We start from the raw sequence: 25,916 nt of genomic DNA, 5'->3' as shown, positions 1-25,916 counted from the left end.
CTATGTGCTGATCGCAGTGACCTAGCACGTCATGCGTCCTGGAGCATGACGCAAATTCAGACGCAATTTGAAAGGCCCAGACACATGCCGATCTCATCTACGCATAACCGCCCACCTGCAGGCATTTTAGCGACGGAGCTATTGCGGCGCCCGCGTAGTAGCGCCAGTCAAGTAGTATGCCTGAACTTCACCTTTACCCTTGATATCAATGATCCCGCGTTCTTCGAACGTATAGTGGCCGGACAAGATCTCGTAGGTCTCTTTGCTCACCTGAATTCGGCCAGGCGATCCATAGGATTCCAGTCTTGAAGCCGTGTTAACGGTGTCGCCCCACACGTCATAGAAGAACTTGCGCGTCCCGATCACGCCGGCGACGGCCGGACCGGTGTGAATCCCGATCCGCACGGCCAGTGTCTCTCCCATCTCGTCACTGATTTGTTTTGTAACGGCCAGCATTTCCAAAGCCATATCAGCAACAGCCGATGCGTGGTCCGGACGGGGTTCAGGCATACCGCCTGCGATCATATAAGCATCGCCAATGGTTTTGATCTTTTCCAACTGGTGCCTGTCCGCGAGATCATCAAAATGTGTAAAAACACGATTCAAAAAAGACACCAGCTCGGGCGCGCGCATAAGTGTCGCCCTCGGTGTAAAATCCACGATGTCCGCAAACAGGATCGTAACCTGCAAAAGATCGTCGGCGATTATCTTGTCAGGCTCCTGCTTCAACCGCTCAGCAATGGGCGCGGGCAAGATATTCTCCAACAGCCGTTCTGAACGCTGATACTCGTGTTCGATCTGCGCCTTTTGCACAAGAATGAGCTCGCGTGCCGCTTCAAGCTGTCGATAGCCAGAAAAAATTAGGAAATAGACAAAGAAAACACCAAGTGTCATCGCCAGACCTTCGCCTGTCTCCATCGGCTGTTTAAGGGGTGATTGAAACAATGATCCACTAGGATTAGCCGATGTTTGATTTATGGGCAGGTCGATCTCTGGCAGGGCCCCATCGAAGATCGGCAGAAGCAGCATGACAAGGAAACATAGGCCAAACCACGGGCGTGACCGCTTTGGCCCAAGCACAACCACTGCGGCAGCTGGCGTTACGAGAAATGGCAACACATCGCCTTCCCGGTTTCCATTGAGCAGCATGAAAATCAGTTGAACAGTCAGAAAGGCCGGAGCAAAGAAATAGAATACTGTCTCGACGTCTCGCGTGCGATGCAACAAATACAGGCCGATCAAAATGGTGACGACAACGGTCACATCAAGCGCGCGGTATATAATTGACCGTTCTGGTTCGAGGAAAAAGGCGGAGGCCATGCACATAATGACAGTCAGGATGACCACCGACATGGATTTCAAACGCCTGGTACTCAGGCTGTCATCCGCCGCATGACCAATGCGGATATAGTCGACAATCATATTGGCGCGCCCCGTTCCCAAGAACCCCTGTCCCAAGGTTTGTATACGACAAAACGAATTGATCGAAGAATTTGGCCTGTTTAAGTTCGCCCCGTTTCTCGGCGCTCCAACCTCTGCCAGTCTGGCTGGCTTTCGAAATGATCCGACGTCTCCATCGAAATCAATCCATTCATTCAAGCAGCGCAGCTGCGGCCAACTGCGCCTGACCATCCATATCCATTACTCATGGCGTTCAATGTTTACTTGACGATTGCGCATCAAGAGACGCCCAAATCTGCGACATAACTTTGCCCACAGGCTGGTCACGTCGCCTGATTGCAAAAATTTCCGTGTGTCGCGTTGGAAAACCCTCAACGTTCAGCGGTACCAGCGTGCCATTCGAAAGCTCTGTCGCCATCATATGCTCAGGGACACCGCCCCACCCCAGACCAGCCTTGATGACAGACTTCTTTGCTTCAAAATCAGAGACAGTCCAGCGCTGCCCACCTCTCAGCAGATCCCGGCTTTGGTCAAACTCCCGACCGCCTGTGCCGGACACGATGACCTGGGTGTAAGATTGCATCTCACGTCTTGATTTCACTCCCGGGCGTTGCGACGCCGGAAAGTCAGGGCTTGCAACCGGCCGGATTGTCACCGTTCCAACCGGCAGGGCTTCGACCTCATCTATCGGTACACCGTCCAGACCAGCCACGATCAGATCTGCCTCACCCGCCATCAGTCGCGCCAGAGGTCCACCCATCATTTCGGTTGCAACCTGAATATGGGTTCCGGGATAGGTTCGCCCGGTGTCGCCAAGTACATCCAGTATAGGGTCTAAAGACATAGTGGCGGTTATAGCGATAGAGATCCTGGGCTCTTGCGCGCTTTGCAGTCCTGCGGCCACCGATCTTAATCCGCGCACCTGTTCCAGCACCCGCGCTGTTTCGCGAAAAAACACTTCGCCTTCAGATGTCAGGCTGGGGCGATACGCATCCCTGGAAAACAGATCAAAACCCAGCTCAGCTTCCAGTTTTCGAATTTGATGGCTGACCGCAGACTGCGCCTTGTTCAGACGTTCTGCGGCAGCGCGAAACGTTCCAGTGGCGACAATTGCGTCCAAGGCGTTGAGTTGGTCAAGGGTCATTGGTGACTCATATGATCTGTTTTCAAGATCATAATCATGAAAACTCGATATTATCAAATGCTCGACCTCGTTGTTACGAAAGGCGCGCAACAAGAAAAAGGATACTGATATGAAACTCTACTACAAACCGGGCGCGTGCTCGCTCGCCAGCCACATCATGCTGTATGAAATCGGTGCAGATTTTGAGATCGAGGCTGTAGACACGGTCGCTGGTCAGACCGAAAGAGGACAAAACTACCGGGACATCAATGCAAACGGCTATGTCCCGTCTCTGGAAACTGACGGCGGAGAGCATCTGAGCGAAGGCGTCGCAATCCTGCAGTTCCTTGCAGATAGCAATCCTGAGCGGGCCTACTCTCCAGCACCCGGCAGCGTCGAACGTGCCCGGCTGCAGCAATTCCTGAATTTCGCCGCGGCCGAGTTACACAAGGCGTGGGGCCCGCTGTTTGCCGACGGCTCCTCTGATGCAGAAAAACAGGCGGCGCAGACAAAAGTGGCGACAAAACTCGACTATCTTGAAACTGTTCTTGCGGATGATCGGGATTTTCTGGTTGGTAATCAATTTTCGGTCGCCGATGCGTATGTTTTCGTTTTGGTCAACTGGGCCAACTTCAAGGCGATTGACCTTGCGACCTGGCCCAAACTCGCGGCTTACACGGCGCGGATTGCAAACCGCCCATCCACCAAATCTGCCTTTGTCGCCGAAGGGCTTGCGCAATGACGCGGCCGGATCAAACCGAGATAGAAGACCTGATGAGACGGTACTTTGGGGGCCTTTATCACTCGGACAGCCAAACTCTTCGCACGGTGTTTCACGCGGATCTTTCCTATGTGAACGGGACCTCTGGCACCTACGAGGTCATGGGGTTGGACGACTATATGGCACGCATTGACGCACGCACACCGCCATCGTCACGTGGCGACCCACGTGACGATGTAATCGAACGCATTGCGCTTAAAGGAGATCGGATTGGCATCGTCGAGGCGCGCATGACGATGATCGGCCGCAACTATCAGGATCTGCTGACAGTGATCAACACGGATGAGGGATGGCGCATCCTGACCAAAGTCTTCTCATTCGTCGAACGAAAGGACTGACGTCATGCCTTATGTGAACATCAAAGTAACCAAAGAAGGCGGGCCGGATGGAACTGGTCCAACATCCGAGGAAAAGCAGCAGCTTATCACAGGGGTCACCGACCTTTTGCAAAAGGTTCTGAACAAGAACCCGGCCACCACGTTTGTGGTGATTGATGAGGTGCCATTGGACAACTGGGGCATGGAGGGCCGTCAGGTAAGCCACATTCGCGCCGCGCAAACCTAAGGCCGTTAAGGTTCCGTCAGCCGCCGATCAGCTTTGGAACCGCAAGCGTCAGGGCTGGTATCATCAGTATCAGCCCTACGCGTACGGCTTCTGCACCCAAAAACGGAATGACGCCTCTGAAAACTGTTCCCATCGGCGTATCGCGCGCAAGCGAAGAGATTATGAACACATTCAGCCCGACCGGAGGCGTAATAAGCCCCAGTTCCACGACGATGAGGGCTAAAATCCCGAACCAGATTTTCAGACTGTCCGGGTCCATGCCAAAAGCCGCTGTTTCTGCAGTGACATAGTCACCTCCATTCAACGCAATCAGTGTGGGCCAAAAGAACGGAACAACGACAAGGATCATCGCCAGACTTTCCATAAAGCAGCCCAACACAACAAAAATGCAAAGCATGATTACGAGGATCAACATTGGATCCATGCCGCTTGTCGCCGCCCACTCGGACAGGGCCTGGGGCAGCTGGGTGCGCGCGAAAAAACCCTTCAAGACTTCGGCACCGAACAGAATCAGGTAAATCATCCCGCTGGTGATCGCAGTCGCCCGGATGGCCTTCAGAACGCCTGAGACCGTCAATCCTTCACCAGTCAGCGCGCGCAGCAAGAAGCCATATGCCGTGATCGCAAACACGCCGATGCTGGCTGCTGGCGTTGGTGTAAACAAGCCAAACCCCAGCCCCAATATGATGGCACCGAAAATCAGGATGACGGGCCATAGCCTGCGGACGGCCTGTCTCTTTTCATCCGGATCCATCTGAGTGGGCTCCGGTGCCAAGGACGGGTTAAGCCGCACCTGAATCGCAATCACAGCAATAAAGCCCAAGACAGCCAGAAGTCCCGGCACGATTGCCGCCTGAAACATCCTCAGGATCGATCCTTCGACGATGATCGCGTAGATCACCAGAGCAACGGATGGTGGGATCAAAATCCCCAACGTTCCGCCGGCGGCCAAAGACCCTGATGCCAGACTGGGTGCATATCCAAGCTTCTTGAGCTCTGGCAGGGAAACCCGTCCCATGGTGGCCGCAGTTGCCAGAGACGATCCGCAAACGGCCCCAAACCCACCGCAGGCTGCGACCGCCGCCATTGCGACACCGCCCCGCAACCGGGACATCAGGGCCTCTAACCCCTTGAACAGGTCAGTGGACAACCTCGCCTCGGCGGCGACGTATCCCATCAGGACAAACAAAGGCACAACGGACAGATCGTAGTTGGCTACATTCTCCCAAAGAAGACTTTTGAACTGCTTCAGATAGGGAACGAACCGGATATAGTTGACAGAGTGGCTCAGCACCCATGTGCCACCTATCCCGACCACGATCATAGCGATGCCAACGGGCATACGCAGCAACAGCAAAACAAACAATACAGCCAGACCGATCACGCCAATGGTCATAGGATCAAGCATCAGCCACATCCCCAAACGCCTGAGAGGCGGCAATCAAGGCCCAGAGGATCATGGACAATAGGCCAGGGATGTAGAAGGGCCAGGTTGGCCAGCCAAGGACGCTGGTGACAACCTGATCCAAGCGCACCTCTAACATGCCAAAGACCATCCAATAGGCCAGAAACAGCGCGACTGCGACTGTCACAGCCAACCAAAGAAAATCAATTGCCCGCTGCAATGCACGCGGCATGCGATCCATCAGCAGCTCGACCGACACATGGCCACGATTGGCCTGACAATAAGGAAAAAACATCAACGCAGCACAGCTGATTGCAAGTTGAACGAAATCCTCGTAGCCGGGCAAACCGGCCACATCCGCCCCGAATATCCCGGCCACACGGTCGAGGATAAAGGCAAAGGTATTCGTCGTGGTAACCGCAACGATTGCCAGAAGAATGAGACCGCCAAGCAATGCAAAACCATCAGCGAGGCGCCTGAGAACCATGCTCATCGTTGTTTCCCTAAGAAGTTGAGAGGGGCAAAGGTACCCCTCTCCTAAAGCCGATCAGTTGCCAGCGTTGGCTGCCGCAATAGCCGCCCTGGCGCTTTCAACAAGGGCAACCCCATCAATACCTTTGTCATTGACCTCATCAATCCAACGTTGAACAATTTTCTCATTCGCGGCGTTGAACTTGGCCGTTTCTTCTTCAGACAGGACGATACGCTCGACGCCAGCCGCCTCAAGCGCCTTTTCACCGCCCGCTTCAAAGCCTTCCCACATCGCACCAACATTCGCGGCGACATTCGCACCCGAATTGGCATCAATCACGGCCTTCAGGTCGTCGGGCAATGCGTCATACGCATCCTGGTTCATAGCCACCATGAAGACGGCCGTTCCAAAGCGATCACCATTAGGCAATTCGGTGACGGATTTATCCAGTTCCTGCAGCTTCAGTGGCGGAACAATCTCGAGCGGGATCAAAGCGCCATCAACAACCCCTTTTGACATGGCCTCGGGCAAGGCCGGGACCGGCATACCAACAGGCTCGGCCCCCATTCCTTCGATGATCCAGGCACCGGTACGGCTGGGCGTCCTGAGCTTCATGCCTTTCGCATCTTCAAAGCTGCGAATTGGATCTGTCGCAGAGTGGATCACGTTGCCATCATGGCTATGCAGGAAGATGACATGGACATCATCGAAGTCCTCGGCCAGCAGATCCATAGAGGCGTTCATAGCGATGGTTGTGTCGGTGGCAGAACCCGCATGAACCAACGGCAGTTCGAACACTTCGCTGCGCGGGAATACCCCGGGTGTGTAGCCCAATACCGTCCAGACAATATCTGCCGAGCCATCGCGAACCTGGCTGTATAGCTCGGGCGGCTTCCCTCCCATTGACATGGCGGGGAAGATTTCGATCGCAATGCGACCATCACTATCTGCAGTGACCTTGTCCGCCCATGGCTGCAACATGCCTTTATGAGCGGCTGCAACGGGTGGCAGAAAATGATGCATTGTGAGCGTCACGTCCTGAGCCAGACCGGCCGTTGCCGAAAGGGCCATGGCGGCCAGCGAACCCAGCAGGGATTTCCTGATAGACATAGATTTTCCTCCTCCGATGTATCGCACCGAAACTGTTTGGGTTTCAGCGTTTTTGGACAGTGAGAGCGGCCTGATCATGTCCGCGCCTCACCTATTGATTCAATTTGGGTGCACAGGGTGATGGCCGCCGACAGTGATCTTGCCGTTGCCTTTGCCATGCTTGGCAAAATCATCCACTCTAGTGACCAGGCGCTGCCCGACCTTTCCTGTTCATGCACAAGCGCCTGATGCATCCCGGAAACGCGTGTCGCGTTAAAGCGGGCAAGCGTGATCAGCAGCTCGGCCAAAACAGGGTTTTTCTTGTGAGGCATTGCCGATGATCCGCCACCGCCAGACAGCTTGATCTCATCCACGCCCTGCTGCGCCATCAAGCAGATGTCCTGGCCCATTTTGCCCAATGAGCCCGAGATCAGAGACAGAAAGCTGGCATATTCGGTGATGCCCTCGCGGGTGGCGTGCCAGCTTCGGTTCGGCAGATGCAGCTCTAGTGCACTGGCCAGAAACTCGGCCAATTCGCGATACTTTATGCCGATGGCCTGACCATCGCCGACGGCACCGCCAAGCTGGACACATTCGGCACGCGGACGCATCTGCTCCAGCCGGCGCAGATGTTCTGCCAAGGGTGCGCTCCATGTCTCAAGCCGGTGCCCAACCGTGACCGGCAGGGCCGCCTGCATTCGTGTGCGCCCCATGATCATGTTTGACCCAAATCTTTTTGAGACCTGGCCCAACATATCGACCACTTCGGACAAGCGATCCGCCAACAAATCCGAGTTTTCGCGTAACGTGAGCGCCAGCGCAGTGTCCATCACATCCTGTGAGGTCGCTCCGGTGTGGATCGCATTTTTGAATTGCCCCGCTTCCAACTTTAGAAACCGAACCAGCGCGGGCACAGGTAACCCGTCCTGCACTGTTCCCGACCGCAAAATCTCAAGATCGGGGTTTGCGGATTCTATGCGCTGTGCCGCCATTTGTGCATCTCGCAATGACACGATGCCAATGGCCCCCAACCCGCGGGAATAGGCCGCCTCGAATGTCAGCATATGGGCCAGTGATTGCGGTGCCGACCAGATCGCGTCGGCGTCACAGTCGCCAAACAAACCGGATAACCAGGGATGCTCGAATACGTCGCTCATGACAGCGCATCCTGCAAGGACCGGATTTGCGAAGCAACAAACTCCGGAGCTTCAATGCACGGGAGGTGCCCCACGCCAGGCAGAACGTGGCACTGCGATTGTTCAATGAGGGCTGACAGCGCACGTATGCATGCAGGCGGCGTCGACAAATCGTCCGTACCTCCAATACATATGGCAGGTACCCGAATGTGTTTCGTTGTGTCGGTTAAATCTGTATCGCGAATGGCCGCGCATGTGGCCGCGTAACCTTGGGCAGGTGTCCGCGTCAGCATATTGCGGTACCCGGCAACCGTGATCGGCATTTTGGTACGGAAGTTGTTCGAAAACCAGCGCTCAATCACGGTTTCCGCTATGGCCTCAATCCCAGTGTCAGACACCATGTCGATCCGTTGGTTCCAAGCCTGCGCGTTCCCAATTTTAGACCCTGTATTGCAAAGAACCAGACCCGCCACGAGGTCGGGTCGCCGATGAGCCAGCGATTGCGCAATCATACCTCCGACCGATACCCCACAGATGATCGACCTTTGCCATCCCAAATGGTCCATCAGGCCCGAAACATCGTCGGCAAGCATGGCGATAGATGTCGCACCACAATCCGATAGACCGTGCCCGCGTTTGTCAATCAACAAACAAGTCGTAGCGTCAAGCGCATCGGCGACCTCTTGCCAAATCCGCAGATCCGTCCCCAGTGAATTCAGGAACACGACAGGTGTTTTGCCAGTGCTGCCGGACTTAACCTCGTAGTGAATGAGGGTCTCATTGATGCTGGCAAAGCGTTGCATCAGGCGGCTTTCCGCAGCCCGAGGATCGAGCGCGCATCGGCGACGGTGGCCACCGGACGGCTATGCCTGTTGCAAACCTCGACGGCGCGCTTGACCAGAGCTGCATTGGATGGGGCCAGCGTATCGTGATCCAGACGCACATTGTCCTCAAGACCTGTCCGGACATGCCCCCCTGCTGTAACCGACCATTCGTTCAAAACGATCTGGTTTGCGCCAATCCCTGCCGCGCACCAAGGCACATCCCCCAGCAGTCTTTGAACCGTATGCACGTAGAAATCAAAAACCTCGCGATCAACCGGCATCGCATTCTTCACACCCATAACGAACTGAACGTATGGAGTATCCTTAATCTGCCCATTGCGATACATGTCAACTGCCCGGAAGATATGGGACAGATCGAAGGCCTCGATCTCGGGTTTCACATCGTATTTAACCATCTCGCTGGCCAGCCAATCGATCAACTCGGGGGGGTTTTCATAGACGCGGGTCGGAAAATTGTTCGACCCCACCGACAAAGACGCCATATCCGGTGCCAAAGGCAACATGCCGCCGCGCGCCAAGCCAGCGCCGGAACGCCCTCCGGTCGACAATTGAACGATCATGCCAGGGCAATGGGTTTCAATGCCTTGTTTCAGATTGGCAAATCGTGTCGGATCCGAAGTTGGTTTCCCGTCGTCGTCGCGCACATGGCAGTGGGCAATCGTCGCTCCGGCCTCAAATGCCTCGTGCGTGCTTTCTACCTGTTCAGAGACACTGATCGGAACAGCTGGATTGTCGACTTTGGTCGGGACAGACCCGGTGATGGCCACGCAAATGATGCAGGGTGTAGTCATTGTTTCCTCAGACATCGAAGAACACCGTTTCTTTGTCGCCCTGTAACCGAATGTCAAAGCGGTACACGTCCCCATCCCGACGCGCGACAAGAGTGTCTCGCCTGTCCGCCTGCTCGATCAGGTTCAAGATCGGGTCTGCTTTGTTGGCCTCGGCTTCATCAGAAAAATACAGGCGCGTGTTCAAGCCGACATTGATCCCGCGCGCAACCATCCAAAAACTGATGTGAGGCGCCATTAGACCTGGCCCGCGACCTTTCACACGTCCGGGTTTCACGGTTGAAATCGACCATTCACCCGTTTCGAAGTCAGGAATGACCCGACCCCAACCGCGAAATCCGGGTTCGACATCGCCACAGCCCGGATAAATGCCTGCTGCATTCGCTTGCCAAGCTTCGATCAAAACGTCTTTTATAGGTGCGCCTGCCCCATCCGATACCTGACCCTGAATTTCGATCCGCTCACCTTGCGCCCTTGGACCTGCAATATCCCGGCCAAGCTCCTGTCGGTAGATGTCGAACCCAGCATCCCCCGGTGCGAGACCAATATGCACATAAGGTCCGGCGGTCTGGGATGGGGTTTCTTTCCGGTAGTCGAGTTTTTGAACCATGATCAGTTCCCCTCGGGCCGGTTTTCGAAGTAAGTCGAGCGATGTCCGCGAAGGACGATGTCGAACTTGTACGCGATACTGTCCAGCGGAACCGTCGCGTTCAGATCAAGCGCAGCGACCAGTTGGTCGATCGCGCGCTGATCCGGGATGGTGTTGACGATCGGGCATTTGGCAATCAGTGGATCCCCTTCGAAATATAGCTGTGTGATCAGCCGTTGTGCAAAGCTAGGCCCGAAAACCGATACGTGGATATGGGCAGGCCGCCAACTGTTGATCCAGTTGCGCCAGGGGTATGCTCCGGGCTTGATCGTTCTGAACCTGTAACAGCCGTGCTCATCCGTTAGCGTACGCCCACAGCCCCCGAAATTTGGATCGATGGCCGCCAGATAGGTGTCTTTCTTATGGCGGTATCGGCCCCCTGCATTGGCCTGCCAAATCTCTACCAGTGTATTGGGCACCGGCTTGCCGTTTTCATCCAGCACCCGGCCATGCAAAATAATACGTTCGCCAATCGGATCGCCTGTTTTTGCATAGTTTCGGATCAGGTCATTATCTAACGGGTCGACATCACTGTGGCCGAAGGTTGGGCCCGACAGCTCGCTGAGTGTGGATTCAAGAGACAGCAGAGCATTCTTTGGTGACCGCGATACGCTGGTTTTATAGTTCTGCGTATAGGCTGGCGGATGCCAGTCGCGGTCCCGCTGATACAGATCCGGCGGCTGAGTCATTCGGCCTCGCCTTCCATTTCCGCATATGTCTGTCTGGCCAGTTTCACAGCATGATTTGCACAAGGGACACCAGCATAAACCGCCGCATGCATGAATGCCTGCATGACATCCTCCTTTGATGTTCCCGTGTTGGCGCAGGCTTTCAGGTGCATCGGGATTTCATCGAAGTTCCGGGTGGCCGCCAACAAAGCCAACGTGATCATCGACCGTTCCCGTGGCGTGATCGCGTCGCTTGCCCACAAGGTGCCCCATGCGGTTTCTGTGATCATCTCCTGAAATGGCGCATCGAATGCGGATTTCTGCGCTTCGGCACGATCCACATGGGCGTCACCCAAAACGCGGCGCCGGACTGACATTCCCGTCGCATGACGATCAATCATCGGTATCTCCTTGGTTCCACCCAGCAATACGGCAATCCTACATAGTTTTCAGCCATCGCTTTTTGTGCAGCCTTGTTCGTGCGCAAAAAGTCGATCTCGGCGCGTTGCATCTTTAGGTCAAAGTCGGACTGATCCGGAAACCGATGCAGCAAAGACGAAAACCACCAACTAAACCGTTCGGCTTTCCAGATTCGGGCGAGAGCGTTTTGTGAATAGCTATCGATCCCTTCACTTGATCCCGTTTCGTAAAATTCGCGCAATGCGTTGTGAAGGTAATGCACATCAGAGGCGGCCGTATTCAGCCCCTTGGCCCCGGTCGGTGGGACAATATGCGCAGCATCACCACACAAAAAGAGCCTCCCCCAATGCATCGGTTCGGTCACAAATGACCGAAGCGGCGCGATCGATTTTTCGATAGATGGCCCGGTTACGATGCGATCTGCAAACTCCTGTGGAATTCTGCGCTTCAATTCATTCCAAAATGCACTGTCGGTCCAGTCGTCAGGATTATCCGACAGCGAACACTGGATATAGTAACGGCTAAGGTTCTCATTGCGCATTGAACACAGAGCAAACCCACGTCGCGACAACGAATAGATCAGTTCCTCATGAACCGGAGGCGTCTCAGACAGCAGCCCGAGCCAGCCAAAAGGGTACACTTTTTCGTATTCTCGCCTCACGCTCAGGGGAATGGTTTGACGGCTGATCCCATGAAACCCATCGCAACCGGCCACAAAATCGGTATCGATGCGCTGTTGCTGCCCGTCCACGGTAAAGGTCACACAGGGTGTATCAGTATCCGCGTCATGGATTGCGACGTCATCCGTGTTGAAGATGATCTTACCACCTGTAGCCTCTCGGGCCTCGTACAGATCACGGGTGACTTCTGTCTGGCCATAAACCAAGACCGGCGTACCGGTGTGTTCGCGAAAATCGATGCGAAAACTCTCGTCTTCGAACGCGATCAGCGTCCCGTCATGTTTGAACCCTTCCGAGCGCAGACGGTTCGCGACCCCTGCCTGCTCCATCAGGTTCACAAAACCCTGTTCCAGAACACCGGCGCGAATGCGGCTAAGAACATAGTCTTTGGTTTTTCTCTCTAGAACGACGCTGTCAATTCCATGGACGTGAAGCAGCTGCGACAAAAGCAAACCTGACGGCCCACCGCCGATCACGACGACTTGTGTTCGCATCTGATCCTCCTTCAGTGTTGCGCCGCATGATTGCATTGTCAATTCCGTTATGTAAAATGATGTTTTTCGTTGGTTAGTTTCCGAAAATGGAAAGTAATGATTGATCGCAGACTAAAAGTTCGACATGTCGAAGCCTTTGTCGAAATCGCGCGACAGAAAAGCCTGAAGCGTGCGGCTGAGGCCTTGAATCTGACTCAGCCCGCGATTTCCAAAACCCTGAAAGAGTTGGAAGAGATTGCCGGAGCCACTCTGCTGGAACGCAACCGGGGCGGCGTGACCATGACCGTTGCCGGTGATGTCTTTCTGAGACACGCCACCAGCGGCATGAACGCCCTGGATATGGCCATGAACAGCGTGGCTGCTGTTCGCAAAGGCGAGGTCGGATCAGTTTCCATAGGTGCATTGCCAAGTGTCGCCGCGCGCATTTTACCGCGCGCCGTTGCGATATTTTCGGACCTTGCACCCGACACCATTACCCGGATCGAGGATGGCCCGCATGGGTATCTGATCGATCGGCTAAAATCGGGTCAGCTGGACCTTGTGATAGGTCGGCTGGGCAAACCCGACACGATGCAAGATGTTTCTTTCACACAGCTCTACATCGAAAACGTTGCTATCGTATGTGCCCCCGGCCATCCGCTGGCTGACGCGTCAAACCTGTCCGAGGTGGCAAGTTATCCGGTCATTTATCCACCACAGGAATCCGCCATACGCCCGCTGGTCGATCGCATGATGATTGCCAATGGCATGACCAGCTTCCCAAGACAGATCGAGTCAGTCTCGGCCACGTTCGGGCGTGGTCTGGCATTGGCAAGTGACGCACTTTGGGTAATCTCGACAGGTGTTGTCGCCGGAGATATCGCGAGCGGGCAGTTAAAAGCGTTGCCAATAGATACAGGTCTGACGGCAGGCCCGATTGGCATCATGGCCCGGTCGGAAAGCGAGCTTTCGCCAATGGCCAACTTGTTTCGGCAGGCGTCTGTTCGGGCGGTAGAGCACTTGCAGCTCACCTGAACTCTCAAGCCAAAAACGTCCGGGCCTGTCTTTCCCAGACGGAAAGGACACTGAAACAAGCCTTCGCTCGTTCCCGCTGGAGTTTTCCTGTTAAGCCCTCTAGTTCAGAACCCAACTCGGAGACGCCGCATTGCCCGAAAACTCGTTTGAAATCTCGTTGACGCTGTTCCAGCTCGGGGTCACGATGTTTTGCGCAAATCTCTTGCTGCTCAACCGAAACCACCGAGCTCTGTTTTTGCCGCTCGCCTTGTTTTTTGTTGCTGAATCCATCGTCGGCGCGACCGATCTGCTGATTGAATTTACCGGCAGCGACCAGTTAACGAAGCGCGAATTACTATGGATCGGCCTCGCTGCCTCAGCATCGGTTTGCGAGCCGTTTCTGTTTTGGAGCTACGTGAAGGTTTTGACATCTGAAAACGGCGTTGAAAAATTAAGACCGCGTGGGTGGCACTACTTGCCGTTCATTCTTGCTGTTCTAACGGTTTTATCAGTTTTTTCTCTTCCCAACGTGCTGTTTGAAACGCCCGACATTGATATCGAGTCGCTGAACCTGCTTCAGCTTCTTCCAATTCTGTTTCTGGAGTTCTTGGACTTTTTCTTTCAAATCATGGTGTTGATCTACCTTTGGCTGATTATCAATCAACTCAGAACATACACCAACCGCCTCAAGGATCTTTTCGCCACAACTGAAGACCGTGAACTGCTGTGGGTCTGGTGGATTGCTTTCGTCGTCGGAATTTACCTTGTTCTGGGTGTGGTTGGGACACTCGCGTCATTTTTTGCCCTCGAAAACTCGATCCATCCGATCTTTGAAAGCGACTACGCAAATAGTCTGGCAAGTTTTGCCATTGTCTGGATCATCGCACTGTGGGGCCTGCGTCAGCAACCTGGGCTGATCCGAGAACAGCCGACTTTTGAAGCCATTGCTGAAAAAGAAGAAGCCTCGGGCCCAAAGTATGAACGCTCGGCGTTGACGGAAGATCGCGCAAAAAGGATCGCCTCCAAGATCGAGCGTGCCATGTCCAACGATCTTGTTTACCGGGATCCAAATCTGTCGCTTTGGGATCTGGCAAAGCATATTGGCGTCACTTCCGCCTATGTCTCGCAAACACTGAACACGACGATTGGGTCAAACTTCTTTGACTATATCAACAGTTGGCGCGTTCGCGATGCCGTCGAGCAACTGCAGAATTCCGACGAGACGATATTGGTGATCACTTATGATGTCGGCTTCAACTCTCGATCATCTTTCTACAAGGCCTTCAAACGAGAAATGGCGACAACTCCGTCGGAGCTGCGTACTAAGCTGCGTGCTCAAAGTTGAAAGACGCTTTGTCAAACTTGTTTTGCTGGTGGGTCAGAGAAACCTTGGAACCCGGCTGCCTCAGCACAAGGGCTTCAAGACCGCCCGAGGCGTCTCTTCCAATCGGCGACAACAGCAAACGGCCGTCCGCGACGGCCAGCTAGGAACATTACAGCAAAATTCGCCACTAGATTACGCAGGGTTTGATCAGGCGTTTCAGGCAGAACATTTCTGCCGCCGAGGATCCAAACAGACAGATTTGGCAGCAAGAAACTGGCCCATGGCGGCTACGAAAATAACGAAAGAACCGAGGACTTTTATGAAATCGAAATCTCTCAATCACTCGGCTTTGGCCGTTGTTGGAACATGTCTGGCGGTTTTTGCCGGTCAGGCAGCAGCCCAGAGCGCAGGCAATGGCGCCAGCGGCACAGGAGGCTGGAACGACTGGGATTTCTACCTAGGTGCTGGGGTCGCATATGCGCCAGAATACGAAGGGTCAGACAAACAAGAAACGTCCGCGTTCCCTGCGTTCGAAGCTGTATGGCGCGACACGTTGGTTGTTTCCGGGAAAGGAATAGGGGCATTTGTCTATGACAGAAATGGCCTTCGGGTTTCAGCCGCCCTTGGATACGGTGGTGGCCGCGAAGAAAGTGACAGCGTCCATCTTCGAGGGCTGGGAGATATAGATGACGGCGCCGTTGTCTCGCTGGGCGCACAGCTCGATCTGGCCCCACGCGTCACGGCCACAGCAGATGTGAACACCTTTCTCAAAGGTTCCAAGGGCACGGTCGTATCGCTTGGATTGCAAAGCCAGGTGCCGTTCGGGGTCGTACGCGGCGCATTGTCGCCAACGGGCAACCGATATGACGATGTGGCCGGTCAGCAAGGGTTGGCATTGATCGGCGGCGTGTCGATTGACTGGGCCAACGACAACTACAACCAGAGCTTCTTCGGTGTGTCGGCTGCACAATCCTCCTCGTCAGGCTTGCGGCAATACAGTGCCGGTTCTGGCTTGAAATCCGTTAACGCCGAGATCGGGTTCAGCCAAACACTTGGCGACAACTGGGGCCTGACGGGAATCGTGCAGTATTCCAGATTGCTCGGCGATGCCAAAGACAGCCCGGTCGTGAAATCCGAAGGGAACTATGCGGCGGTGCTTGCGATAGGTTACCGGTTCTAGCTTACACTGGTCGATCCTTGCCATCGCAGCGCTGTTTCTAGTGAACGAACCCGGCCTATACATCGGCCGGGTGCCGTACAATGCACTTGGCTTTTTCGTATATAATACGAAATTGACCAGCAACAGAATTACAAGGAAAATACATCGTGGGCACACTTCGTGTGCAAAATTTATGCTGGTAGCTACTGCCCATATCCTTGCCAATTAGGAGGGCTACCCAATGAATGCCCAATCCAACAAAGCCAACAAACTTGTCGCTGGGCGGCGCCCTACGCTCTGAATCTAAAGCGCTGAAATCGATCTTTCCCGTGCGGCTGAAGATGAGGTTCGTTTAGCCTTAGCTTCAGCAAAAGTGGAACAGTGGGCGGCAGACATGTGGCTGCTCTCAGAAACTCCAACTCGTATGTTGAGAGACATGGTTTTCCGCTGAAAGGCTCTTTGAATAGGTGATGAACCGGGGCAATGTTGACCTACGACCTCCCTTGTCACTTTCGGAACTCGACTAGGCAACCACGACCGCCTTGCTGTCAGTGTAAATCGCGCCGTCATCGTCGAACCATGCAAAGGTGAACACCCCAGAGCCTGGGATGGTTGCCTCAAACTCGAAAAACGGGTTCGTCGAAACTCCGGGTCCGATCTCAAGATCGACAACAGTTTCGCCGTCAAATGTACAAAGAAATCGGTGGATGATCGAGCGCGGTATCGGCATGCCAACAGGATCGATCCGCTGCCCGGATTCCATGCGATGTGTGATCAGGGTTTTGATCGTGATCATATCACCTGCCCTGACCTCTCTGGGCAGTTTGATCCGGGTTTTGACACCTGTCGCCATCTTCCCCTCCTTTGGATTAGGCGCATCCGCCTACGATAACCGACACAGGTTTAAGACCTTTTTGAATGCTTCCATCCGGCATTCGCGCCAATACCAGAACGTCCTGAGTTTGGGCCAACCGCATACGAGTAGACACTCTTGCAGCACCCGCCATTGGGCCAAATTTGGCCCTGAGCACCGGCATCACCGGGTTGCCCGGCGCCACAAGTAGAATTTCCGTGGCCTCTGGCGCGGCGACCTGCACCGAAACGCGATATCCATCTTCAGCGATTTCAGGCAACGTCACAGTTACGCTTCCATCACGGATCGAGCTTCCATCAGAGAAAGCCGCAATCACATCCTCCAACGTCGCAGAGTTTGGTGGTGCCAAAATATCCTGCGCCCGCAGCGGTGTTGCCAGACACAACAACGCACCCAGGCTGACTTGCATGGCGCCACGTCGGCCGATGCTCATGGCGGATCTCTCCATCCTAGACATGAGGACCATAGCCCCGCTTTATCGTGTTCTCCGCATAACAAATCTGCGAGGTTACGTAGACTTAAGTCGCAGTCGGGCGATTTTCTGCATGGTTGAGAAACGCGCGCCGAACGGGCAAGCTGACCGTCAGTACGGGAATCCGGGCGGAGGAATAGATGCCTGATGCGCAGTTGCGGGACGAGACCAAGCGGGGCCTGACCGTCCGCAATCTGAGCTTTCACTACGGTCCTAAAACGGCACTGGATTCCGTCTCATTCGACGTTGAACCCGGGACTTTCTGCGCATTGCTTGGGCCCAACGGGGCCGGGAAATCCACTTTGGTTTCGCTGCTGACGCGCCTCTTGGTTGCCCCTGATGGCGAGATCGCTGTTGCTGGCCACAATCTCAGGAAATCGCCACGCAAAGCGCTTGGGGATCTTGGCGTCGTGTTTCAGCAACCAACTTTGGACCTCAGCCTGACTGTCAAGCAGAACATGGCCTATTTTGCAGCGCTGCACGGGCTGCCCAGGAAGGAAACACCTCAACGCATTGATGCGGCGCTGGACCGGCTGGGGATGAGAGAACGCGCTGGCGAAAAGGTCCGGGCGTTAAATGGCGGGCACCGCCGCCGGATGGAGCTGGCCCGCGCCTTGCTGCACGACCCAAAGGTTTTGCTATTGGACGAACCGACCGTCGGCTTGGACGCTGCCGCACGGCACTCGATCACCGATCATGTTCACGATCTGGCCGACCAAGGGCTTTGCATATTATGGGCGACACATCTGACCGATGAAGTGCGCGACAACGACCAAATGCTGGTGCTGCATCATGGTAAGATTCTCGCCGCAGGGCAGACCGGAGTGTTGCGCGGCAACGAAACGCTGTCCAATTGGTTCCTGTCGCAGACCGAGGTTTCGGCATGACTGGTTTTTGGGGTGTCGCACGAGCCATCATCGGACGCGAGTTTCTGCGCTTTATTCATCAACGCGAACGCTTTCTGGCGGCACTCGTGCGCCCGATGGTCTGGTTGCTGATCTTTGCTGCGGGGTTCCGGGCAGCACTTGGCTTGTCCATCATCCCGCCCTACCAAACCTACATCACCTATGAGACCTATATCGTGCCAGGTCTGTGCGCGATGGTCCTTCTTTTCAACGGGATGCAGAGCTCTCTCAGCCTCGTATACGACCGCGAAATGGGATCTATGCGCCTGCTGCTAACCAGTTCGTTCCCGCGTTGGTGGCTTTTGTTTTGCAGGTTGCTCGGCTCAACCGCGATTTCCATCCTGCAGGTCTATACATTCCTGGCGCTGGCGGCATTGTTCGGGATTGTGTTACCGATGCCCGGCTATTTTGCGGTTCTTCCGGGGCTGGTTCTGGGTGGGCTGATGTTGGGTGCCTTGGGATTGGTCCTATCCAGTTTTATCAAACAGCTGGAAAATTTTGCGGGGGTGATGAACTTTGTCATCTTCCCGATGTTCTTTCTGTCTTCGGCCCTCTACCCGCTATGGAAAATGGCCGAAAGCTCACCGCTCTTGCGTGACATCTGCGCCGTGAACCCGTTTACCCACGTAGTCGAACTGATCCGGTTTCTGCTGTATCTGCAGATCAACTGGATCGCGCTGTTCTGGGTGCTGGTGTGGACGGCCGCGTTGTGTGGCGCCGCGGTCTGGGGATACGATCCGGCGCGCGGCCTGATGAAACGAAAAACATGAACGTATCCGCCGACAAACCAAAGCGCCATTTGCTACTGAAAACCCGTCTGGGTCTGGGGGCTGTTGTTTTGGGGTCGGGCACGTTGTTGACGGCAGCGATCCTTTATCTGGGGATGCAAATGGTTGCCTCGCGGTTGGAGACTGCGCTGGCATCGGAAATGCGCATGGCGCGATATGCGACACTGTCCACTCAGATAGCCACGTTTCTGGTGATAGCGACTGAGTCCGTACAGACGGGACAGACTGCGGCCATTCGGATCGACCGCCTCGCCCCGATACAGGGGCAAATCGGCGACACTTTCGGCAAGCTGCACGCCGACGTCGCTGATGCGGTCACGGCGGCGCAGGGCTTCGGGATAGACGAGCAATCGCGCTATGGCACGCAGTCACTTGGCCTTGCCCGGATGGAGGCGTTGCTGGGAAACACGCTGGACGGGCTTGCAAATCCCGAAGCGGATCAGGCGCGGTTAAGGGCCCATATCGACAGTTTCGCCTCGGGGTTTGATCCCTTGCTTAGCCAAGCCGTGAATACCGAAATCTTGTTTCGCAACACCATTCTGTCAGGGATCGAGGAAACGCGTCTTACCCTGACGTGGATTGCGTTAGGATTCGCGGCCTTCGCGATCCTCAGTACCATCTGGTTCTATTTCTGGCTAATCCGCCCACAATTCGAACGGCTGGATCGTTTGCGAGGGGCCGCTTTGCAGATTGGACAGGCGGAATTCTCGCTCGAACTGCCGACCACCCAAAGGGATGAGATAGGTCAGCTCTATAGCGAAACAAATCGCATGGCAGCGGCCCTGAAACAGCGCCAGTCGGAGGTCGAGGCAGAATGGGCGAGACTCAATGAAACAATTGCCCGGCGAACAAAGGAACTAAGCGCGGCCAACAAAACCCTGTCTAAAATCGATGAAAACAGGCGTCGCTTTTTTGCGGATATCAGTCACGAGCTTCGCACGCCGCTCACCGTGATCATGATGGAATCTCAAATCGGACAGCAAGACAAACAAAGCGCACCTGAGGCGTTACAGGCCATCGAAACCAGCGCGATCAAACTGAACCAGCGCATCGACGACTTGCTTCGTGTGGCGCGGTCGGAAAACGGCGAGCTGGCGTTGGAACCGCAACCGGTTAAGCTGGCTGATCTATTGAACACCGTGGCACGGGACATCCAACCGGACATCGACAGTGCGAATATGACGCTGACCATCGGGCCAATCCCCGATTGTGAACTGAATTGCGATCCGAACTGGATCCGGCAGGTGCTGCTAAGCCTGATCCGGAACGCAATCCGGCACGCCCGTGACGGTAAGACGGTCGCCATGACGACCAAACTGACCGCCGACACAATCGAAATCTCAATTGTTGATAATGGGCCTGGCGTCCCGGTTGACGCGCAGGGCGATATCTTTGGACGGTTTGTCCAGGGCGGATCGGCCAACAGCCAGGGCTTTGGTGTCGGTCTGGCATTGGCGCGCTGGGTGATCGAAGCGCATCGCGGCGCAATCTCATTGACCAGCCCCGTTCCAAAGGATCAGGCAATCGGGCTATCAAACGGTACAAATGTCTGCATTCGTTTACCCGTTGCACAGGCTTAGAGTGAACGTATGACCTCCCGATTGTTGATCATAGATGACGACCCAAAGATTGCTTCGGCCCTTGTGCGCGGGCTGTCGTTGCATGGCTATGTGGCCGAGGCCGAGAACCGCGCGGATCTGGGGTTGGAGCGGTTGCAAAGCGGTGCGTTTTCAGGCGCGATTGTAGACGTCATGCTGGGGGCTGACAGTGGTATCGAACTGGTCAGGTCCGCCCGGTCAGTCGGTGTTACCATCCCTATTCTGATGCTTTCGGCCCTGTCAGATGTAGATCATCGCGCCGCAGGGCTTGAGGCCGGGGCCGATGACTATGTCGTCAAACCCTTCAGCTTTGACGAGCTTGTCGCGCGGCTGCAGGTTCAGGAACAACGGGCCCAGGCACAACATCCCGAACCCGCTCGACTTTCACACGAAGACCGAACCATCAGCATCCGCGATACAGCCGTTGCCCTGACCGAGCGGGAATTTGATTTGCTGGTCTTGCTCAACAGCAGCGTCGGAACACCAATCTCGCGCGGCGATCTGTTTGACACGCTGTGGTCGCAGGAAGGCTCTAGTAACGAGAATGTGGTCGATGTCTATATAGGTTATCTGCGGAAGAAACTTAGCGAAGACGATTTTGGTTTTGAAATCAAAACATTGCGCAACCAAGGCTTCTGCTTGCAGGGCCGTGCGCCGCAATCCGATGACAACTGACTACCGACCAAAGTCTAAGACGCTCTTATAAATTAAGATTCGCTCTGGTGCCGGATACCTGCCAAATTGAAGCCAAGGACACTTTTGGAGGAGGACCCCGATATGGCATGGAACAAACCGGTGATCCGCGAGATTGAATGCGGCATGGAAATCAACATGTATGGCCCCGATCATGATGATGAGCGCGGCGGCGGCCTGATCTGATCACGGCCCGCGCGCCAACTTTCAAATGACGTTGCGCGCAATCATTCTAGGGGCTGCTGCTGGAGGCGGCCTGCCGCAATGGAATTGCGGGTGTGAAAATTGCAATCTAGCACGTTGCGGAGACATTCCTGCTCAGACGCAGTCTTCGCTTGCTATCTCCCCGGACGGCCTGAACTGGGCCGTCCTAAACGCGTCTCCGGACATACGCGCGCAGCTGTCGAACACTCACGCCCTGTTCCCCACAGGGCTTCGACAGATGCCAATTCAGTCCGTTCTGGTGACCAACGGCGATATCGATCATGTGGCCGGATTGCTGACATTGCGGGAAATGCAGCCCTTTACCCTGTTTGCAACCGGCAGCATACATGACGTGCTTGCCCAGAACCCGATTTTCGATGCATTGAATGCGTCCGTGGTGACCCGATCTTCGATTTCATTGGACCAGCCGTTCGAGTTGGTTCCTGGCCTTCAGGCGACGTTGTTCCCCGTGCCGGGGAAAGTCCCATTGTACCTGGAAGGCGAAAACGTTCAAACCGATCTGATCGGTGAGCAAACAGTGGGCGTTGCGCTGAGCGCCGATGGGAAAACGGTCTACTACATTCCCGGTTGCGCGGCTTTGACGCCCGATTTGCGGACGCAGCTAGAGGGCGCAGATTTGGTGTTTTTTGACGGCACGCTTTGGCAAGATGATGAGATGGTGCGCGCCGGTCTAGGTCAGAAGACCGGAAAACGAATGGGACATATGTCAATGGACGGGCCCGACGGTTCTATCGCGAGTTTTGCTGATATGAGTATCGGGCAAAAAGTCTTTGTTCACATGAACAATACCAACCCTGTCTTACGTCCCGACAGCGCCGAAAAGTCCCAGGCGCAGGCCGCGGGATGGACAATCGGACAAGACGGAATGGAGATCACGTTATGACCCAAAGCCGCGACGCCTTCGAAGCCCGCCTGCGCCAGATCGGTGCCGAACGCTATCATGATCTCCACCCGTTTCACCACCGCCTGCACGGCGGCGAATGCACTGCAGACGAAGTTCGCGCCTGGGTCATCAACCGTTACTATTACCAGCACTCGATCCCCATGAAAGACGCAGCCTTCATGTCGCGCGTCGAAGACCCCGCGCTGCGTCGGCAATGGCGATCGCGCATCGAAGACCATGACGGAACAGACAACAACGAAGGCGGTATCCGCCGTTGGTTGCGGCTGGCCGAGGCCGTTGGGCTTGACCCCGATTATGTAGCCTCGTGCGAAGGTGTGCTGCCCGCTACAAAGTTTGCCGTTGATGCATATGTGCGGTTCGTGCGCGAAAAGACTCTGCTTGAGGCGGTGGCCGCATCTCTGACCGAACTCTTTGCACCCAAGATTCACGCAAATCGGATCGAAGGGCTGCTTCAACACTATGACTTCGCCGATGACAGTTCCTTGTCTTATTTCAAAAACCGGTTGAAAGAGGCGCCAAAGGATGTGGCTTTTGGCCTTGCCTGGGTTCTGGACAATGCTGACACCGCAGAAAAGCAGGATGCGGCCGCTAAAGCTCTGATTTTCAAAACCGATGTTCTGTGGTCGCAGCTGGACGCCTTGTGGGCCGCTTATGTCGACCCTGCACGGATTCCACCCGGTGCCTGGCAGCCCGGCACCGGCGTTCTGATGCGGCAGGCATCGTGATGTTGGCCCAAGAGATCCCCACACTGCCCCGGGGCGTGCGCCTGCACTATGACAAAGTGCGTGGCAAATGGGTGTTGCTTGCACCTGAACGCGCGGTGACTTTAGACCAGATCGGGCACGCGATTTTAAACGAGGTGGACGGCCAGCGCAGTTTTGGACAGATCACCACCGCACTGTCCGAAAAATACAACGCCCCTCAGGATCAGATCGCCGAAGACAGTGGCGGTTTCCTGGACGCCCTGCGCGCCCGGCGATTTTTGGATGTGACTTAATGAATAGAGGTGTTCCTCCCCCTATCGCCATGTTGGCGGAGCTGACGCATCGCTGTCCTCTGTCCTGCCCATACTGTTCAAATCCGGTCGAAATGGCCAAACAGGACAGTGAAATGGACACCGACATCTGGACCCGCGTGTTCGAAGAAGCTGCTGCGCTGGGTGTCTTACAACTTCATCTATCCGGCGGTGAACCGGCATCGCGGCGCGATCTGGTCACGCTTGTGAAAGCTGCCCGGCAAGCTGGGCTTTACACCAACCTGATCACATCTGCCATTGGGCTGTCCGAGCGTCGTTTGCACGAGCTGGATGAGGCCGGTCTTGATCATATCCAACTGTCTCTTCAGGGGACCGATGCTGTGATGGCCGACAAAGTCGGCGGCTATCGGGGTGGGTTTGATCGCAAGATGAAAGCGGTTGAGTGGATCAAGGCTATCGGCTTTCCTTTAACGCTTAACTTCGTCCTGCACCGTCACAATGCCCACCAACTGCTGCGCGCACTTGAGTTGGCGCAAGAAATGGGCGCCAGACGGATTGAGGTGGCGACGGTGCAGTTCCATGGTTGGGCCCTGCAAAACCGTGATGCCTTGATGCCGACGCGGGACCAGGCCCAGCAAGTCACCCAACATGTCATCGAGGCGCGGCAGGCTCTGAAGGGTGAGCTGGTCATCGACTATGTTCCTGCGGACTATCACGATGACTATCCAAAACGCTGTATGGGCGGTTGGGGGACAACGGGTTTGAATGTGACACCCGACGGGCAGGTTTTACCGTGCCACGCCGCCCAGTCCATTCCGCACCTTCAGTTTGACCGTGTGCAAGACAAACCTCTGGCCGAGATCTGGTACAACAATTCCGCCTTCAACGCCTATCGCGGAACGGAATGGATGTCTGAGCCATGCCAAAGCTGCGACCGCAAGACAATCGATTTTGGCGGATGTCGCTGTCAGGCGATGGCCATTGTTGGCGACGCAAACGCCACAGACCCGGTTTGCATCAAATCTCCGCATCACAAGGACTTGCAATCGCAGGCGAACCAGCATGCCGCAAGTATAGACGCGCCGTTTGTCTATCGCACGGCCCCCGGCAAAACACGCGAACCAGCCGAATAAAGACTAAACCTGGTCCAATACGGCCCCACGCGGCCCCGCTTGCAGGCTCAGGATGCGATCTGCGAGGCGTTCCGCCTCGGACGCAGAATGCGTGACGAAAAGCGTAGAAGGCCGGTGCTGCGAGATCAAATCTTCGGTCAACGCCAACATGATTTCGGCCGTGTCGCGATCCAGCGAAACAAACGGCTCATCCATAATCAAGAATTCAGGTCGTCCGGCAAAGGCCCGCGCCAGAGACAATCGCCTTTGTTGGCCCAGCGACAGCTGGCCTGGAAACAACTCTCCTTTGCCTGACAACCCAACGGAATTGAGGGCTGCTTCAGCCGCGGCACTCTTTAGTCCCGGATGCACTAGCGTCAAATTTTCGAGCGCAGACCGCCAGGGTAGCAATGTCGGCTCTTGAAATACAATCGCCAGTCGCTCGGGGCGTGTAATCTGCCCGTCAAACGCATCATCGATCCCTGCAACCAAACGCAATAAGGTGGTTTTTCCAACTCCCGAAGGCCCGGTCAGGGCGACCGTTTCGCCCTGGGCAATATCAAACACAATTGGACCCAGAACAGACACGTCCCCGAATTGCTTTTGCCGGATATGAATGTGGATCATGCAGCCCTCCACCGGCGGGCCTTGCGTTCTGAAGGTTGCAGGACCAGCCATTCGACCATCAGCATCACCGCGATGAACGAAAACGCATAAACCAGCACCATTGCCACATCAAACAGCTGGAAATAAAGGTGAATTTGAAATCCAACACCCGACGAACGCCCAAGGAATTCGACCACCAGAACGATTTTCCAAATCAATGATATGCCAGACCTTGATGCTGCGGCGATGAATGGTGCCAACTGGGGAATGATGACGTGGCGCATACGGGTAAACCACGGGATCCGATAGACATGCGCCATGGCATCCAAATCAGGGTTCAGCGCCCTACCCCCCTCCCGCAGGATCGTAGCAACATTGGGGATTTTGTTCAGTGTGACGGCCGTAATCGCGGCGGCCTCTGTCAAGCCGATCCACAGATAGCACAGCACAATCAGGACCAACGCCGGCAGGTTCAGAAAGATCACAAGCCACGGGTCCAACCATCGATTGATGGCTGGCGAACGCCCCATGGCGAGGCCGATAATCGTGCCCAACGTCATCGCTAAAGCAAACGCCCAGATCACGCGCAGCAGCGTCGCGCCAAGGTTGCGCAGCAATTCGCCCGAGGCCAGCTCTTGCTGAAACCGCGGCACCAGATCCCATGGCTGCGGCAGGATTTGCGGATCATCGGTTAGAAAGCCCGCAACGATCCACAAAATCACGAGGCCGCCGATGGACAGAACAGGCGTTAGGCGCGTGTCTTGCATCCAGA

At 55.3% G+C, this 25,916-nt stretch carries 31 protein-coding genes; 15 read left to right on the top strand and 16 right to left on the bottom strand.

Annotated elements, in window-relative coordinates; translation table 11 throughout:
- Window positions 1-138: 138 nt before the first annotated feature.
- Together Q1B21_RS16095 and Q1B21_RS16090 are read right to left on the bottom strand one after the other, a co-directional pair.
- Window positions 139-1,422, bottom strand: a complete 1,284-nt coding sequence (locus tag Q1B21_RS16095) for an adenylate/guanylate cyclase domain-containing protein (protein ID WP_299890892.1) — start codon at window positions 1,420-1,422, stop codon at window positions 139-141.
- A 232-nt stretch (window positions 1,423-1,654) separates the two neighbouring features.
- The gene (locus tag Q1B21_RS16090; protein WP_299890890.1) at window positions 1,655-2,545 is read right to left on the bottom strand and encodes a LysR family transcriptional regulator; all 891 of its coding nucleotides are present in this window, start codon (window positions 2,543-2,545) and stop codon (window positions 1,655-1,657) included.
- A gap of 109 nt (window positions 2,546-2,654) precedes the next feature.
- Between Q1B21_RS16090 and gstA the strand changes: the two genes are divergently transcribed.
- The 3 genes from gstA to Q1B21_RS16075 are packed head-to-tail and all read left to right on the top strand — an operon-like array spanning window position 2,655 to window position 3,869.
- Entirely contained in the window at window positions 2,655-3,266 is a 612-nt protein-coding gene (gene gstA / locus Q1B21_RS16085; RefSeq protein ID WP_299890888.1) for a glutathione transferase GstA, read from the top strand.
- Window positions 3,263-3,643 carry a nuclear transport factor 2 family protein gene (locus Q1B21_RS16080; RefSeq protein ID WP_298936282.1) on the top strand — a complete coding sequence of 127 codons (381 nt, stop codon included), beginning with the start codon at window positions 3,263-3,265 and terminating at the stop codon, window positions 3,641-3,643. The genes gstA and Q1B21_RS16080 overlap by 4 nt, the downstream gene beginning before the upstream one ends.
- 4 nt (window positions 3,644-3,647) lie before the next feature.
- A complete protein-coding gene (locus Q1B21_RS16075) occupies window positions 3,648-3,869 on the top strand; it encodes a 4-oxalocrotonate tautomerase family protein (protein ID WP_299890886.1) in 222 nt (73 codons plus the stop codon).
- Window positions 3,870-3,885: 16 nt separating this feature from the next.
- Here Q1B21_RS16075 and Q1B21_RS16070 read toward each other — a convergent pair whose 3' ends face one another.
- The 10 genes from Q1B21_RS16070 to pobA all read right to left on the bottom strand — a co-directional run bounded on the left by Q1B21_RS16070 (window position 3,886) and on the right by pobA (window position 12,515).
- Window positions 3,886-5,277, bottom strand: coding sequence for a TRAP transporter large permease (locus Q1B21_RS16070; protein WP_299890884.1), 1,392 nt, complete (start codon window positions 5,275-5,277; stop codon window positions 3,886-3,888).
- Window positions 5,270-5,767 (bottom strand): TRAP transporter small permease, encoded by a 498-nt coding sequence (locus Q1B21_RS16065; protein WP_299890882.1) that lies wholly within the window; start codon window positions 5,765-5,767, stop codon window positions 5,270-5,272. Before Q1B21_RS16065 ends, Q1B21_RS16070 begins: the two co-directional genes overlap by 8 nt.
- A 54-nt stretch (window positions 5,768-5,821) precedes the next feature.
- Window positions 5,822-6,856: a TRAP transporter substrate-binding protein gene (locus Q1B21_RS16060; protein ID WP_299890880.1), complete on the bottom strand. Its 1,035-nt coding sequence runs from the start codon at window positions 6,854-6,856 to the stop codon at window positions 5,822-5,824.
- Between the two features lie 74 nt (window positions 6,857-6,930).
- Window positions 6,931-7,992 carry a 3-carboxy-cis,cis-muconate cycloisomerase gene (locus Q1B21_RS16055; RefSeq protein WP_298936277.1) on the bottom strand — a complete coding sequence of 354 codons (1,062 nt, stop codon included), beginning with the start codon at window positions 7,990-7,992 and terminating at the stop codon, window positions 6,931-6,933.
- Window positions 7,989-8,774 (bottom strand): 3-oxoadipate enol-lactonase, encoded by a 786-nt coding sequence (gene pcaD, locus Q1B21_RS16050; protein WP_299890878.1) that lies wholly within the window; start codon window positions 8,772-8,774, stop codon window positions 7,989-7,991. Before pcaD ends, Q1B21_RS16055 begins: the two co-directional genes overlap by 4 nt.
- The gene (locus tag Q1B21_RS16045) at window positions 8,774-9,607 is read right to left on the bottom strand and encodes a 3-keto-5-aminohexanoate cleavage protein (protein WP_299890965.1); all 834 of its coding nucleotides are present in this window, start codon (window positions 9,605-9,607) and stop codon (window positions 8,774-8,776) included. Before Q1B21_RS16045 ends, pcaD begins: the two co-directional genes overlap by 1 nt.
- Before the next feature lie 7 nt (window positions 9,608-9,614).
- Complete coding sequence (gene pcaG / locus Q1B21_RS16040; protein WP_299890876.1) at window positions 9,615-10,214, bottom strand: protocatechuate 3,4-dioxygenase subunit alpha; 600 nt, start codon at window positions 10,212-10,214, stop codon at window positions 9,615-9,617.
- Between the two features lie 2 nt (window positions 10,215-10,216).
- A complete protein-coding gene (pcaH, locus tag Q1B21_RS16035) occupies window positions 10,217-10,942 on the bottom strand; it encodes a protocatechuate 3,4-dioxygenase subunit beta (protein ID WP_299890874.1) in 726 nt (241 codons plus the stop codon).
- Complete coding sequence (gene pcaC / locus Q1B21_RS16030; RefSeq protein WP_299890872.1) at window positions 10,939-11,322, bottom strand: 4-carboxymuconolactone decarboxylase; 384 nt, start codon at window positions 11,320-11,322, stop codon at window positions 10,939-10,941. The genes pcaH and pcaC overlap by 4 nt, the downstream gene beginning before the upstream one ends.
- The gene (pobA, locus tag Q1B21_RS16025) at window positions 11,319-12,515 is read right to left on the bottom strand and encodes a 4-hydroxybenzoate 3-monooxygenase (protein WP_299890870.1); all 1,197 of its coding nucleotides are present in this window, start codon (window positions 12,513-12,515) and stop codon (window positions 11,319-11,321) included. Before pobA ends, pcaC begins: the two co-directional genes overlap by 4 nt.
- A gap of 96 nt (window positions 12,516-12,611) precedes the next feature.
- Here pobA and pcaQ point away from each other — a divergent pair, with 96 nt between their 5' ends.
- The 3 genes from pcaQ to Q1B21_RS16010 all read left to right on the top strand — a co-directional run bounded on the left by pcaQ (window position 12,612) and on the right by Q1B21_RS16010 (window position 16,012).
- Window positions 12,612-13,529: a pca operon transcription factor PcaQ gene (pcaQ, locus tag Q1B21_RS16020; RefSeq protein ID WP_299890868.1), complete on the top strand. Its 918-nt coding sequence runs from the start codon at window positions 12,612-12,614 to the stop codon at window positions 13,527-13,529.
- 157 nt (window positions 13,530-13,686) lie between these two features.
- Window positions 13,687-14,853: an AraC family transcriptional regulator gene (locus tag Q1B21_RS16015; protein ID WP_299890866.1), complete on the top strand. Its 1,167-nt coding sequence runs from the start codon at window positions 13,687-13,689 to the stop codon at window positions 14,851-14,853.
- Window positions 14,854-15,151: 298 nt separating this feature from the next.
- Complete coding sequence (locus Q1B21_RS16010; RefSeq protein WP_299890864.1) at window positions 15,152-16,012, top strand: MipA/OmpV family protein; 861 nt, start codon at window positions 15,152-15,154, stop codon at window positions 16,010-16,012.
- A gap of 502 nt (window positions 16,013-16,514) precedes the next feature.
- Here the strand turns inward: Q1B21_RS16010 and soxZ are convergent.
- Both soxZ and Q1B21_RS16000 read right to left on the bottom strand, forming a co-directional pair.
- The gene (gene soxZ, locus Q1B21_RS16005; RefSeq protein ID WP_299890862.1) at window positions 16,515-16,844 is read right to left on the bottom strand and encodes a thiosulfate oxidation carrier complex protein SoxZ; all 330 of its coding nucleotides are present in this window, start codon (window positions 16,842-16,844) and stop codon (window positions 16,515-16,517) included.
- A gap of 16 nt (window positions 16,845-16,860) precedes the next feature.
- Window positions 16,861-17,298, bottom strand: a complete 438-nt coding sequence (locus Q1B21_RS16000; protein WP_299890860.1) for a thiosulfate oxidation carrier protein SoxY — start codon at window positions 17,296-17,298, stop codon at window positions 16,861-16,863.
- A 179-nt stretch (window positions 17,299-17,477) separates the two neighbouring features.
- Here Q1B21_RS16000 and Q1B21_RS15995 point away from each other — a divergent pair, with 179 nt between their 5' ends.
- From Q1B21_RS15995 to pqqE, 9 genes are all read left to right on the top strand, one after another.
- The gene (locus tag Q1B21_RS15995; protein WP_299890857.1) at window positions 17,478-18,224 is read left to right on the top strand and encodes an ABC transporter ATP-binding protein; all 747 of its coding nucleotides are present in this window, start codon (window positions 17,478-17,480) and stop codon (window positions 18,222-18,224) included.
- A complete protein-coding gene (locus tag Q1B21_RS15990; RefSeq protein ID WP_299890855.1) occupies window positions 18,221-19,012 on the top strand; it encodes an ABC transporter permease in 792 nt (263 codons plus the stop codon). The genes Q1B21_RS15995 and Q1B21_RS15990 overlap by 4 nt, the downstream gene beginning before the upstream one ends.
- The gene (locus Q1B21_RS15985) at window positions 19,009-20,610 is read left to right on the top strand and encodes a HAMP domain-containing sensor histidine kinase (RefSeq protein WP_299890853.1); all 1,602 of its coding nucleotides are present in this window, start codon (window positions 19,009-19,011) and stop codon (window positions 20,608-20,610) included. The genes Q1B21_RS15990 and Q1B21_RS15985 overlap by 4 nt, the downstream gene beginning before the upstream one ends.
- Window positions 20,611-20,619: 9 nt before the next feature.
- Entirely contained in the window at window positions 20,620-21,303 is a 684-nt protein-coding gene (locus Q1B21_RS15980; protein ID WP_298936263.1) for a response regulator transcription factor, read from the top strand.
- Window positions 21,304-21,405: 102 nt separating this feature from the next.
- On the top strand, window positions 21,406-21,507 hold the full coding sequence (gene pqqA, locus Q1B21_RS15975; protein WP_120634970.1) for a pyrroloquinoline quinone precursor peptide PqqA: 102 nt from the start codon (window positions 21,406-21,408) through the stop codon (window positions 21,505-21,507).
- Window positions 21,508-21,532: 25 nt separating this feature from the next.
- On the top strand, window positions 21,533-22,429 hold the full coding sequence (gene pqqB, locus Q1B21_RS15970; RefSeq protein ID WP_298936262.1) for a pyrroloquinoline quinone biosynthesis protein PqqB: 897 nt from the start codon (window positions 21,533-21,535) through the stop codon (window positions 22,427-22,429).
- On the top strand, window positions 22,426-23,175 hold the full coding sequence (pqqC, locus tag Q1B21_RS15965; RefSeq protein ID WP_299890850.1) for a pyrroloquinoline-quinone synthase PqqC: 750 nt from the start codon (window positions 22,426-22,428) through the stop codon (window positions 23,173-23,175). The genes pqqB and pqqC overlap by 4 nt, the downstream gene beginning before the upstream one ends.
- Window positions 23,175-23,447: a pyrroloquinoline quinone biosynthesis peptide chaperone PqqD gene (gene pqqD / locus Q1B21_RS15960; RefSeq protein WP_299081591.1), complete on the top strand. Its 273-nt coding sequence runs from the start codon at window positions 23,175-23,177 to the stop codon at window positions 23,445-23,447. The genes pqqC and pqqD overlap by 1 nt, the downstream gene beginning before the upstream one ends.
- Window positions 23,447-24,559 carry a pyrroloquinoline quinone biosynthesis protein PqqE gene (gene pqqE / locus Q1B21_RS15955; RefSeq protein ID WP_299890847.1) on the top strand — a complete coding sequence of 371 codons (1,113 nt, stop codon included), beginning with the start codon at window positions 23,447-23,449 and terminating at the stop codon, window positions 24,557-24,559. Before pqqD ends, pqqE begins: the two co-directional genes overlap by 1 nt.
- 3 nt (window positions 24,560-24,562) lie before the next feature.
- Here the strand turns inward: pqqE and Q1B21_RS15950 are convergent, their stop codons facing one another.
- Both Q1B21_RS15950 and Q1B21_RS15945 read right to left on the bottom strand, forming a co-directional pair.
- Window positions 24,563-25,165 (bottom strand): ABC transporter ATP-binding protein, encoded by a 603-nt coding sequence (locus Q1B21_RS15950; protein WP_299890845.1) that lies wholly within the window; start codon window positions 25,163-25,165, stop codon window positions 24,563-24,565.
- Window positions 25,162-25,911 (bottom strand): ABC transporter permease, encoded by a 750-nt coding sequence (locus Q1B21_RS15945; protein ID WP_299890843.1) that lies wholly within the window; start codon window positions 25,909-25,911, stop codon window positions 25,162-25,164. Before Q1B21_RS15945 ends, Q1B21_RS15950 begins: the two co-directional genes overlap by 4 nt.
- Window positions 25,912-25,916 lie beyond the last annotated feature (5 nt).

It is taken from the genome of uncultured Ruegeria sp. (genome assembly GCF_947504215.1).
Classification (GTDB): Bacteria; Pseudomonadota; Alphaproteobacteria; order Rhodobacterales; family Rhodobacteraceae; genus Ruegeria.
This window is presented reverse-complemented; position numbering and strand designations above follow the sequence as displayed.